At 67.5% G+C, this 12,402-nt stretch carries 10 protein-coding genes; 5 read left to right on the forward strand and 5 right to left on the reverse strand.

Translation table 11 applies throughout. From position 1 onward, the window contains the following. The 4 genes from H7J73_RS29275 to H7J73_RS29290 are packed head-to-tail and all read right to left on the reverse strand — an operon-like array spanning position 1 to position 5,177. A complete protein-coding gene (locus H7J73_RS29275; protein WP_264071329.1) occupies positions 1–1,155 on the reverse strand; it encodes an NAD(P)/FAD-dependent oxidoreductase in 1,155 nt (384 codons plus the stop codon). After that, positions 1,152–2,687: an L-piperidine-6-carboxylate dehydrogenase gene (gene amaB, locus H7J73_RS29280; RefSeq protein WP_264071330.1), complete on the reverse strand. Its 1,536-nt coding sequence runs from the start codon at positions 2,685–2,687 to the stop codon at positions 1,152–1,154. The genes H7J73_RS29275 and amaB overlap by 4 nt, the downstream gene beginning before the upstream one ends. After that, a complete protein-coding gene (hglS, locus tag H7J73_RS29285; RefSeq protein ID WP_264071331.1) occupies positions 2,677–4,023 on the reverse strand; it encodes a 2-oxoadipate dioxygenase/decarboxylase in 1,347 nt (448 codons plus the stop codon). Before hglS ends, amaB begins: the two co-directional genes overlap by 11 nt. Next, positions 4,020–5,177: a Glu/Leu/Phe/Val family dehydrogenase gene (locus H7J73_RS29290; protein ID WP_264071332.1), complete on the reverse strand. Its 1,158-nt coding sequence runs from the start codon at positions 5,175–5,177 to the stop codon at positions 4,020–4,022. The genes hglS and H7J73_RS29290 overlap by 4 nt, the downstream gene beginning before the upstream one ends. A 38-nt stretch (positions 5,178–5,215) precedes the next feature. Here H7J73_RS29290 and H7J73_RS29295 point away from each other — a divergent pair, with 38 nt between their 5' ends. Next, positions 5,216–6,199, forward strand: coding sequence for a LysR family transcriptional regulator (locus tag H7J73_RS29295; protein ID WP_264071333.1), 984 nt, complete (start codon positions 5,216–5,218; stop codon positions 6,197–6,199). On the opposite strand, the gene H7J73_RS29300 is transcribed toward H7J73_RS29295, so the two are convergent. Further along, positions 6,196–6,936, reverse strand: coding sequence for a GntR family transcriptional regulator (locus tag H7J73_RS29300; RefSeq protein ID WP_264071334.1), 741 nt, complete (start codon positions 6,934–6,936; stop codon positions 6,196–6,198). The two genes, H7J73_RS29295 and H7J73_RS29300, sit on opposite strands and share 4 nt — an antisense overlap. A 52-nt stretch (positions 6,937–6,988) precedes the next feature. Here H7J73_RS29300 and H7J73_RS29305 point away from each other — a divergent pair, with 52 nt between their 5' ends. The 4 genes from H7J73_RS29305 (at position 6,989) to H7J73_RS29320 (ending at position 12,310) form a co-directional block, all read left to right on the forward strand. Continuing rightward, a complete protein-coding gene (locus H7J73_RS29305) occupies positions 6,989–9,814 on the forward strand; it encodes an FAD-binding and (Fe-S)-binding domain-containing protein (protein ID WP_264071335.1) in 2,826 nt (941 codons plus the stop codon). A 56-nt stretch (positions 9,815–9,870) separates the two neighbouring features. Beyond that, positions 9,871–10,458 carry a TetR/AcrR family transcriptional regulator gene (locus H7J73_RS29310; protein WP_264071336.1) on the forward strand — a complete coding sequence of 196 codons (588 nt, stop codon included), beginning with the start codon at positions 9,871–9,873 and terminating at the stop codon, positions 10,456–10,458. Positions 10,459–10,467: 9 nt separating this feature from the next. Next, positions 10,468–11,262 carry an IclR family transcriptional regulator gene (locus tag H7J73_RS29315; protein ID WP_264071337.1) on the forward strand — a complete coding sequence of 265 codons (795 nt, stop codon included), beginning with the start codon at positions 10,468–10,470 and terminating at the stop codon, positions 11,260–11,262. 88 nt (positions 11,263–11,350) lie between these two features. Next, entirely contained in the window at positions 11,351–12,310 is a 960-nt protein-coding gene (locus H7J73_RS29320) for a PDR/VanB family oxidoreductase (protein ID WP_264071338.1), read from the forward strand. The last annotated feature ends 92 nt before the right edge of the window (positions 12,311–12,402 follow it).

Below are 12,402 nucleotides of genomic sequence, written 5' to 3' on the forward strand. Positions count from 1 at the left end.
CTAATTGCAGAAGTAGTCCGGGATGGGTGCACCGTCGACGGCCAGCCCGACGGCCGACCGGGCTGCCAGCGGGCCGACCAGATTCCCGGTGCCGTTGTAGGCGCCGAACGCGACCACTCCGGGCGCCACTTCCGCACACAGCGGGCGCCCGTCGTCGGTGTAGGCGACCGATGCGCCCCATCGGGTGCTGACGGTGACGTCCGTGCCGGCCATCCGTCGCGCCACCTCCTCGATGTAGTCCTGAACCGGCTGGGTGGGCTCGGTGGCGGTGGTCCATTCCGAATCGGCGAATCTGTCCCGGCCACCCCCGACGAACAGCCGACCGTGCGCGTCCTGCTGTGCATAGTCATAACCCCACCGGCAGTACACCGGGCAGGGCAGCCGTCGCGGCGCTACGGGCCGGGTGCCCAACATCTGTAGCCGAGCCGTGCGGACACGCCCGCGCAACTCGGGTAATGCGAGTTCGAGCTTGCCGTCGATCGCGACGAGGATGACCGGTGCGCTGACGCTGCCCGCGTCGGTGTGCACGAGGCCCGGCTCGATGCGGACCGCCGGTGAGTACTCGTAGAGAGTGGCCCGCGCAGTGAGCAGCGAGGCCATCCCCAACGCACGTCGGGCCGGGTTCATCGCCGCGTCGTCGGGCAGGAAAATTCCGCGGCCGAGTTCACTCTGGTAGTCCTCGGCGGCGAAACCGTTCTCGCGCAGCACCGCGGCCAGGCGCATGCAGTCGGCCAGATCGGCGTCGCGGTCCGCCGTGTCGGTATCGGTGACCGGTTCGCCGGGCAGGCCGGCGAGCCGGATCGATCCGGTCCGGCGGATCACGTCGTTGCCGAGCATGTCGGCGAGCCGGTCCAGCTCTGCCAGGGTGGCGCGGTAGAGCTCGACTGCCGAGACGCCCCACCGCAGCACCGCGGTGTGCAGGAATGCCGACGGCCCGGCGAGCAGGAAGCCGCCGTTGCGGCCCGCCGCACCGGCTCCGACCCGGCCCGCGTCGAGACCGACCACCGACAAGCCCCGGTCGACCAGCTCGGCGACCGCGGCCAGCCCGGAGCCGCCGAGTCCCACCACGCAGACATCGGCGGTCTCGGCGCCCTCGATTCTGGGCAGACCCGGCCACGCTGCGACGACGGGATCGTCGTCCCATGCGACGCTCAACTGAAATTCACTCCCTGTGCCAGTGGTAGCTCCGAGGAATAATTCACCGTATTGGTGGCCCGGCGCATATACCCCTTCCACGAATCGGATCCAGATTCGCGGCCACCGCCGGTCTCCTTCTCGCCGCCGAACGCGCCACCGATCTCGGCGCCGGAGGTCCCGATATTCACGTTGGCGATCCCGCAGTCGGATCCGGCGGCGGACATGAACAGCTCGGCTTCGCGCTGGTCGGTGGTGAAGATTGCCGATGAAAGACCCTGTGGTACAGCATTGTTGAGCTCGATGGCGTCGTCAAGCGTGTCGTAGGTCAACACATACAGGATCGGGGCGAAGGTCTCGTCGTGCACGACGGAGGTCTGCTGCGGCATCGTCACGATGGTCGGCTCGACGTAGTACGCCTGCGGTGCGCTTTCGGCCAGCACCCGATTACCGCCCACCACGATTTTCCCGCCATCGGACTGGGCCTTCTCCAAGGCCTCTTCGAAGGCGCGGAAAGCCGCCTCGTGCACCAGCGGTCCGACCAGGGTGCCGGCCGCCAGCGGGCTGCCGATGGGAAGCTGGCGGTAGGCGTCGGCGATCCGAGCGACGAGTTCCTCGGCGATCGAGCGGTGCACGATCAGCCGGCGCAGGCTGGTGCAACGCTGGCCCGCGGTGCCGGCAGCGGAGAAGACGATGCCCCGCACCGCGAGATCGAGGTCGGCGGCCTCGGACACGATCACCGCGTTGTTGCCGCCGAGTTCCAGCAGACTGCGGCCGAACCGGGCGGCCACCCGGGGGCCGATCGCCCGGCCCATCCGTACCGAGCCCGTCGCACTGACCAGCGCCACCCGTGGATCGTCGACGAGACGTTCACCGACGTCGCGCGCCCCCTGTAGCAGGGTGTGAATTGCACTGGGTGCGTTGCTGTCCCGAATCGCGCGGTCGAGCAACGCGGTACACGCCAGCGCCGTCAGCGGGGTGATCTCCGAGGGCTTCCAGACCACCGTGTCACCGGCGACGAGTGCTACCGCGGTATTCCAGGCCCAGACGGCCACCGGGAAGTTGAAGGCGGTGATGACACCGACGACACCGAGCGGGTGCCATGTTTCGCTGAGGCGGTGCAGCGGCCGTTCCGACGGCATGGTCCGGCCATACAACTGACGTGACAATCCGACCGCGAAATCGCAGATGTCGATCATCTCCTGCACCTCGCCGAGTGCTTCCGACTCGATCTTGCCCGCCTCCAGGGTGACCAGCGTGGCCAGATCGGTCTTGTGTTCGGTCAGCAGTTCGCCGAGCCGGCGGACCAGATCACCGCGCCGCGGTGCGGGTACCGAACGCCAGAGCAGGAACGCTTCCGAGGCGGTGGTCAGCGCGGTGTCGACGTCGCCGGCGGTGGTGGCCGCCAACTGTGCGAGTGTCTCCCCGTTGATCGGGCTGCGGGATATCACGTTGCCGCGCTCGGCGCCGTCGAGGTCGACACCGAGCCGGGCCAGAACAGTGGTAGCCCGCCCGGCGAGCTGGTCGGTGGTGGGTGTGGTGTCAGCGGACATCGGTGGTCTCCAGAATCGTTGTGGTAGCGGTCAGTTGAGAGGGGTCGAGTCCGAGTTGTTCGGCGCAGGCGCGTAACGAACGGCGGCTCTGGGCGGCGTACAAGTCGTCCGGGGCATGCACTTCGCATCCGAGAGTGCCTGCGAGCCAATCGATATCGTAGTACGCGCCGGCGCGGGCGCCGTCCATGGAGCCATCGTCGGTCAGATTGGACTGGAAGATGCCGGCGGCGCTGCGTGGCAGGAAATCCTCGTACACGATCGGCGTGGCGGCGACGGTGCCGGTTTCGGACGCGGAATAGGTGAAGTACCCCAGTCCCGCCTGGTGCAGGCCGAGCTCGTCGGTCGGGAAATCGGAGGCCTCCCAGACGCTACGGCCGGCCTCCTGCCAGGACAGGCCGGTGGCGGCTGCCGCGTCGGTGGCGGCCATCAGTGTGTCGTAACGCTGCCGCCCGGCCGGTGTCAACGCGATACCGCGCTGTTCGACCTCGCCGAACCGGACCCGGGTGGTGCCGGCTGCGACGGTACCGTCGGGTTCGACGAAGAGCCGAGTCTCGTCGAGCGCGCGGAACGAGGTCTGCCGCAACAGCACATCGGGGCCGTTCCAGCGGGGCGGGCCCTGGATCTTGTCGATCATCTGCAAGCCGCGGGCACCCAGCCGTCGGTACAGCTCGTCGATGTCGAGCACGCGCGGGGTCAGGTGGTTGATGTGGGTCCGGGTGACACCGCCGATATCGGCTGCCACCGCGTTGATCTGCGCCAGCTCCGAGTACCAGGCGCGGTCGGTGGGTTCCGGCGACAGTTCGAACGCGGCCGTCGCCAGCTCCACGAAGCGGTCCGCGTCGGCGCCGGTCAACCCGTTCCCCTCGGCCGACCGAGCGGCCAGGGTCAGCAATTCCGGGCTGAACAAGGTCCGCTTGGCGAGGAAGGCCTCCAGCCGACCCCGCAGCTCGGCGCTGAAGAAGCGTTCGTCGTCGACAGTCAGCATCGAGGTGAACACGCGAAACGGGTTGCGCTCCAACTCGTTCTCGTCGATCGGGCGAAAAGCTGTGGAGACCACGGGAACGGGGACATTGCCGGTATCGCGCAGATCGTAGAAGCCCACCGGGTGCATGCCGAAGCCCCGGAACACCTGACCCACCTGGCGCAGTTCCTCCGGGGTGCCGACCCGGATGGCGCCGTGGCGTTCCGCGGTCACCCGCTGGTTACCGCCCAGCCCGGAATTGATCTCGGTGGCGACCTCGACCAGGGTTGTGTAAGCGGGGACTTCGCGGCCATACATGGTCGACAGGGCCGCGGCGAAGCGGGTTCGCAGTTGTGACAGGGTCTGGACGGTCATGCCGTGAGCTCCGATCTGATCTGACCACGCGCCGTCATCGCGGCGCGTACCCGGGACTGGGCGATGCTGCGGGCCGCGTCGTGGGGGAGCGCGGCGGTGGCATCCGACTCGTCGAGCACATCGGCAGTGTTTGCACGAATTCGCTTGGCCACCAAGGTGAGAATGGCGTCCGGGTCAGGCCGAAACGGCGAGTAGCGAGCTTCCATCGCCACTCCCGCCGCGACAATACCGCCCGCGTTGGCGACGAAGTCGGGGATCACCAGGATCTTGCGCTCGGCGAGGACTTCCAGCGCCTGCTGGCTCGCCGGCAGATTGGCGCCCTCCACCACCAGTTTGGCCTTCACTTCACCGGCCGTCGGTCCGTCGATGGTGTCCTGACGTGCGGCGGGAACCAGGACATCGCACGCCACGGTGAGCTCGGCACCGACCGGCAGCACGGGCTGTCCGCGGTAGTGCCGGACGGCGTCATCACCCCATCGAGAGGCCAGCGTCAGCAACTCCTCGACATCGAGTCCGGCCGGATCATGCAGGGCGCCAGCTGAGGTCGAGATGGCGACGACCGTCGCGCCGTATTCGGTGAAGCGGCGGGCCGCTGCTGTGCCGACCGCGCCGAAACCCTGGATCGACACCGTCGACGCGCTCAGCGCGAGTCCGAGGCGGTCGGCGGCGACGTGGGCGGATTCGACCACGCCGAATCCGGTCACGCCCAGCTGATCGTAGGGAACGCCGCCGAGTTCGGCCGGGCTACCGACGGCCGCTCCTCGGTCCCCGAGCTCGTCGGCCAGGATGGCGGCGTCGTACTCGTTGAGGCCCATGTCGAGGCCGAGCACGTACTCCCGGGGTACCTCGTTGGACAGTTTGCGGGCGAAAGCGCGCAAGATGTCCTCTTTGTCGGCCGCGTTCGGATCGCCGACGATACCGGCCTTGGCGCCACCGAAGAACATGTCGACGCCGGCCCATTTCCACGTCATCACCCTGGCGAGCCTGGCGATTTCGGCGACGGAGACGCCGGGTCCCATGCGCGTGCCGCCCTTGCCCATGCCGCGCGCGGTGTTGTCGATGACCAGCACGCCCTTCATCCCGGTGCGGGCGTCGGAGACGACGACGATCTTCTCCGGACCCCACTCGTCGATCTCGGTCAGTGGGTCGGTCACGGGTGTGTCCTCCTGTGGGTTGGGTGTTGAATGGTCCGATGCTTTCGCCGGTGCACCTGCAGACTCTGGAAGTCGTCGTGCGGACCGGCTCGTTCGCCTCGGCGGCACGAGAGCTCGGCTACACCGCATCCGCGGTGTCGCAACAGATGGAGGCGCTCGAACGCGCTGCGGGCCTGACCTTGTTCGAGCGCGGTGCCCGTGGTGTGCAGATCACCGCACCCGCAGTGATGCTCGCCGAGCGCGCCCGCCGAGTGCTCTCCGATCTTGATGAACTCGACGCCGATGTCCGGTCCATCGCGGCGGGGCGGGCCGGGCGGCTGAAGGTCGGCTGTTTTCCCACTGCGGGAACCAGGGTGCTGCCGTCCGCGCTGTCGAATCTTAAAGCCAGTCACCCGGACGTCGAGGTGACCTTGCGCATCGCCGAACCTGCGCACACCATCGCGATGGTCGAATCCGGCGAGCTCGACGTGGCTTTCGTCTACGAATACGCCGCGCTGTCGCGCACGTGGCCGGGCAGCCTGACCAGGCAGGCTCTGATGGTCGAGAAACTGGTCTTCCTGAGCCCACCTGAGATGGCGGTGCCCGACACCACGGCGATCGCGTCGATTTCGGCGGCCGCGGAATGGATTTCGAGCGGCTCGGGAACTGCCGGCGAATCGACGACCTATCGGATCTGTGCCGATATGGGCTTCGTCCCGAACGTCACCCTGCGCACGGAGTACTACGACCTGGTGACCGAGTTCGTGGCGGCGGGCCTCGGCGTGGCCATCGTCCCTGCGTTGGGCATCGTGTCGCATGATCGTGTGAATATTCTTCCTGTGCAATCGAAATGGGCGCAGCGAACGGTGTCCGCGGTGTACCGAAACAGCACGGACAACCCGCTGGTTCCTCAGGCGATCGAGTCGTTCGGGCGCACCGTGCACACCACCGGATGGGGCCCGTACATCACCTTGCCGGATCGGCGCCGTGGGGAGAAGTCGCCAAGCGCTCGAATCGGTGATGCTGAGGGCAAGCGACGCTAAGCGTGCCGTTGATCGACCGCGTCGGCCCAGACTGTCGCGCTGTCGAGATCGGAGTCCTGGGCGTGGATGGCCTGCGTGACGAGCAGGCGCCCGGTGGAGGTGAGGTGCTCACGCATCGCCTCGACGGCGCGGGCGGATTGATTGTCGACGATTGCGGCGATGACCGGCAGATGCTCGGCGTCGATATCGAACAGGCTGCGGGTGCGGTCGGCGGTGCTGGCGCCGAGCAGGCGCGTCGACTCGCGCAGTGATCGCACGATCTCCCTGGCGCGGCCGTTGCCGGCCGCCTCGAGGATGTGGTCGTGCAGCAGCTGATCGTGCTCGGCGAAGGTGCGTTCGTCACCGGCGGCGGCCGCCGCGCGGAGCGCGCCCATCCGCTCGGCGAGCCGGGCCGCGAGCACGGTGTCACAGATCGACGCGACGCGGGCGACCGCCGGCAGTTCCAGGGCGAGGCGGATGGCGAAGATATCCGCGATCTCGCGGGGGTCGGGGAGCAGAATGCGAAAGCCCTGGCGCGCCTCGAAGCGGATCAAGCCCACTTCCTCCAGCCGTAGTAGCGCGTCCCGGACCGGTGTCCTCGAGACGCCCAGTGCCTCGGCGAGCTGATACACCGAGTACTTCACGCCCGCCCGCATCACCCCGCTGTCCAGTGCCGACCGGACGGCCTCCATCACCAGTTCAGCGCGCCTGCCTGCGACCGGGGGCAGGGGCGGCAGCGCGAGCTGGGCGTCGGCCATCAGCGCACTCTAGCAAGATTCGGGATTGCGTAGCATGCTACGAAGTCCTAGCATGCTACGAATGGCCCTCGTCGATTCGTTGCGGAACTCCCTGCACAAAGCGGGTGTCGCCGATGTCCGCGTGGACCTCACCAGTCGAGCGGCCTACTCTTCGGATGCGTCGTTGTACCGCGTCACCCCCACGGCGGTCGTCTTCCCGGCGAGTCACGACGACGTGGCGGCGACTCTTGAGGTGTGCCGACAAGAGGAAGTCCCGATCACGGCCCGGGGAGCCGGGACGTCGATCGCGGGCAACGCGGTCGGCACGGGTGTGGTGCTGGACTTCAGCCGGTACATGAACCGCGTCCTGTCGGTGGATCCCGAGTCGCGCACCGCGGTGGTCGAACCCGGGGTCGTCCAGTCGGCGCTCCAGGCCGCAGCACTGCCATTGGGATTGCGGTTCGGTCCCGACCCGTCGAGTCACACCCGCTGCACGATCGGGGGGATGATCGGCAACAACGCCTGCGGGTCCAGGGCGCTGGGCTACGGTCGCACCTCCGACAACGTCGCCGCACTGCGCATCCTCACCGCATCCGGTGCGGAGATGCGCCTCACCGAATCCGCCGCGCCATCGTCGCGCATCGTCGACGACCTGGCCGCGATCGTCGGTTCCGACCTGGCCACCATCCGCACGCAGTTCGGGCGGTTCGGTCGCCAAGTCTCCGGTTATGCACTGGACAATCTGTTGCCCGAGAACAAGTTCGACGTGACGCGTCTGCTGGTCGGCAGCGAAGGCACCCTGGGGATCGTCACCGAAGCGCAGGTCCGCCTCGTCCGCGAACCCGCCCACCGCATGCTGGTCGTCCTCGGCTACCCGGATATCGCCGCCGCGGGTGACGCCACCCCCGCCATTCTCGAACACCGCCCGACGGCGTGTGAAGGTATCGATTCGCGCATCGTCGACGTCGTCCGCGAACGTAAGGGCAATGCCGCGGTGCCGCCGTTACCCTCCGGGGCGGCATGGGTGTTCGTCGAGGTGATCGGCGACTCCGCCGAAGAAGCGGCCAACCGCGCGGCGGTCCTCGGAACATCCTGCGGTGCCATGGATTCACTCGTCGTCAGCGACCCGGTACGCGCCGCGGCGCTGTGGCGGATCCGCGAGGACGGCGCCGGGCTGTCCGCGCGCAGCACGGCCAACCGGCCCGCGCACGCCGGCTGGGAGGACGCCGCGGTGCCACCGCAGCGCCTCGGCGACTACCTACGCGAGTTCGATGCGTTGATGACCGAATACGGCGTCACCGGGATGCCCTACGGACACTTCGGCGACGGTTGTATGCACGTCCGGATCGACTTCCCGCTCGACAAGCCTGGCGGCACTGGCATTTTCCGCAGTTTCCTGTTCGCCGCGGCCACGCTGGTGGCCGGGTACGGCGGCTCGCTGTCAGGTGAACACGGGGACGGGCGCGCGCGCAGCGAACTGCTTCCGTTGATGTACTCGCCCGCGGCGTTGGCACTGCAGGCCGCGGTCAAGCACGCCTTCGACCCGGGAAATCTGCTCAACCCCGGCATCATCGTCGATCCGCGACCGCTCGATGCTGATCTTCGGGTGTCGGCGGCACCGCCGCTACGCAGAAACCTGGCATTGGCCTACCGGCACGACGGTGGGGACTTCACGCAGGCGGTGCACCGGTGCACCGGCGTGGGTAAATGCCGGGCCGACAACAGCGCGACCGCCGGGGTGATGTGCCCGTCCTATCAGGCCACCCGCGAGGAGAAGGACTCCACGCGAGGCCGGGCGCGGGTGTTGCAGGAGATGCTCAACGGCACCGAGATCACCGGCGGCTGGCGCTCACCCGAGGTGCATGAGGCCCTCGGTCTGTGCCTGTCGTGTAAGGGCTGCGCATCGGACTGCCCCACCGGCGTCGATATGGCAGCGTACAAAGCCGAAGTGCTGCATCAGAGTTACCGACGCCGCCGCCGGCCCGCCTCGCACTATTCGCTCGGCTGGCTGCCCCGCTGGGCCAGGTTGGCCGGCGCGGCCCCACGACTGGCCAATGCGGCGATGCAGCTGCCGCTGGTCGGCCCGGCCGCGCTCGCGGTGGCCGGTGTGGACCATCGCAGGCACATTCCGGCGTTCGCGCGCCAGACATTCCGATCCTGGTTCGCCGCCAACGCCGATGGCCACCCGGCAGGCGACGAGGTGCTGTTGTTCGTCGACTCGTTCACCAATTACTTCTCACCCGAGGTCGGCATTGCCACCGTCACGGTGCTGCAGGCGGCGGGGTACCGGCCGGTGCTGACCGACAAGCAACAGTGTTGCGGGCTCACCTGGATCTCCACCGGCCAGCTCGACACGGCGCGGCGCATCCTGGGCAAGACGGTGTCGACGCTGGCCGTCAGCGCCGAACGCGATATCCCCATCGTCGGCATGGAACCGTCGTGTACCGCAGTGTTGCGTTCTGATGCCGCCGAACTCGTCGGCGGCGCGGCCGCCGACCGCGTCGCCGGAGCCACCCGCACCCTGGCCGAGCTGCTGACCGAGCGCGGCTGGGACCCGCCGTCGCTGGTCGGTCGACAGGTGATCGCGCAACCGCACTGCCACCATCACGCGGTGATGGGCTGGAGTCCCGACGCGCAGCTGCTGCGTGGGGCCGGGGCCGAACTGTCGCGACTGAGCGGTTGTTGCGGGCTGGCTGGGAATTTCGGTGTGGAGAAAGGTCACTACGACGTGTCGGTTGCGGTCGCCGAACAGCAGCTGCTGCCCGCGGTGCGGGCCGCGGCGCCGGCGACGGCGATCCTGGCGGACGGCTACTCGTGTCGTACGCAGCTCGACGATCTCACCGAGCGCGGGGGTGTCCACCTGGCGCAACTGCTGGCGGAGGCGCTGTCGGCGGGATAGGTACATTGCTGACCTGCTGATCAGTGCATTGCCGTCGCGGCGTTACTGTTAGCGCCATGGCGCGTAAAGGTGTGCTCCTTCGGCGGGAAGAGATCATCGACGCGATGGTCGACCAGATCTCGGCGAGAGGGATCGCGGCGACCCGGGTGGCCGATGTCGCGTCGGCGATGGGTGTGAGTACTGGGCTGATCTTCTACCACTTCGAGACCAAAGAAGCGCTGCTCGCGGCGGCCTTTCCACGGGCCATGCAGCACGATCTGGACGACCTGGCCAAGATCGTCGCGCGCAAGACGTCGGCGTCGGCTCGGCTGAGAGCCGTCATCAAGCTGTACAGCCCGGCCGGCGGCGCACCCGGCTGGCGGCTCTGGATCGACGGCTGGGCAGCGGCGCTGCGGGATCCGGGACTGGTGGCGGTCATGCGCGAGATCGACAACGTATGGCGCACCACGGTCTGTGATCTGATCGTCGAAGGCAACGATGCGGGGGAGTTCACCTGCCGGGCGCCGGAGGTCTCGGCGGCCCGGATCACCGCCCTCCTGGATGGACTCGCCGTACAGCGGGTGGTGCGCGGCGCGGGGCCGACTCCCACCGAGCGGATGCGCTGGGTCGACGAGGTCCTCGAGTTCGAACTGCAGTCCGGATAGGTTGACGCCATGCCAGCAGCGGATACGTCAGAGTCGACCACGAACGCGGTACGCACACTCAGCCGTGGACTGGAGATCCTCGAGCTCTTCGCCGACGACGCCGCGGAGCTGAGTCAGAGCGATATCGCTGCCCGATGCGGACTGCCCATGCCGACGATCCACCGCCTGGTCCGAACCCTGGTCACTCATGAGTTTCTCGAACCTGTCGCGGGTGGGCGCAACTATCGGATCGGTGCCGCTGTGCTGCGATTGGCCGGCCCCCTGATCGCGCGCAGCGACCCGGCGGCCGTGATCCGGCGGAAGCTCCAGCAGATCGCCGAAATTACCGGCGAAACAACAAATCTCGCGACACTCTTGGGTTCGTCGGTGGTCTACCTCGACGGCGTCAAGGGTGGCCGGATGCTGACGCCGCAGGTGACGGTGGGGCTGCGACTGACGGCCTACAACACCGCGCTGGGTAAGGCGCTGCTCGCCCAGCTCGACGATGACGAGGTCATCGCGCGGCTGGGGGAGGGGCCGTATCCGCAGTCGACCGAATTCAGCGCGGTCGACTGGCCGGATCTACAGGGTCGGCTCGACACCGTCCGCCGTACCGGCATCTCGCGCTCCGACGAAGAGTTCGAGGTGGGTCTGGCCTCGCTCGCGATTGCCTTGCCGACCCAGGCCGATGGCTCGTTGCGGGCCATCAATATTTCGCTGCCGGTCAACCGGGCGACTGCGGAACTTCGTACAACCGGTGAGCAGCTGCTGCGTTCAGTTGCGAGTGAAATCGCTTCATCTGAAGGGTATTGTACTGAGTTATAAGTCAGTTACTACTGATTTCTCAGTCAGTAAACTATTGACGGGATGTTTGCGCCGTCCGTAGAGTCTCCGCCATGCGGGAGTGCGTTTCATGCTGACCACCCTGGCGGTGCGCAGCGTCCGACAGGAAGCTGACGGCGTCCGGTCCTTCAGGTTCGAACAACCCGGTGGCGCAGCGCTGGATCCGTGGGACCCCGGCGCACATCTGGAATTCACGTTGCCGTCGGGCCTCGTCCGGCAGTATTCGCTGTGCGGAGACCCCGAGGATCGCAGTGGCTACGTTGTCGCGGTGCTCGAGCAACCCGAGGGCAGGGGCGGCTCGCGCGAGTTTCACCGCGTCATGACCCCGGGGGCCGAGGTGCAGGTTCGCGGCCCGCGCAACCACTTCCCGCTGGTGGCGGCCGACAGTTACCTGTTCATCGCAGGCGGTATCGGGATCACCCCGATTCTGCCCATGGTGAGATCGGTCGCCAAGTCTGGCAGCAATTTTCGAGTGGTCTACGGAGGCAGGTCGGCGGCCTCGATGGCTTTTCGCGACGAGGTGGCCGCAGCGGGCGGTGCGGCAAGCATCCTGCCGGAAGATGTCGCGGGCCGGATTGACATCGCCGGTGAGCTGGCTCGGTGCGCGCTACCCACCCGGGTGTACTGCTGCGGACCCGAGCCGTTGCTGCGGGCGGTCCGCGAAGTTTGTGCGGGCGACGATCGGGTGAGCGGATTGCACTTCGAACGTTTCGGCGCCCCGGGAAACGCCACCGTGGACCCATCCGCGTCATCTGCGGCGCGGGGCAGCTTCGAAGTCGAGCTGGCCAGAACCGGCGCCACGGTCGTGGTCGACGAGGCTTCGTCGATTCTGGACAAGGTGCTCGAAGTTGCGCCCGACGTGCCGTGGTCTTGCCGCGAAGGGTATTGCGGCACTTGCGAAACCAGAGTCGTTTCAGGCGAACCCGAGCATGGCGACGACGTCCTGGACGACGAGGAGCGGGCGGCGAACACGGTGATGATGATCTGTGTCGGGCGGTCGCGTTCACCCCGACTGGTCCTCGATATCTGATCCTCGAGTCAGTAAAACGGTGGATTTCGTTGACAACCGACCGGACCGGCTCATAAGATTCATCTAGTAAAAGTTCTCTTTCATAGAGTGAA

Source organism: Mycolicibacterium komossense, from assembly GCF_025822605.1.
GTDB lineage: Bacteria > Actinomycetota > Actinomycetes > Mycobacteriales > Mycobacteriaceae > Mycobacterium > Mycobacterium komossense.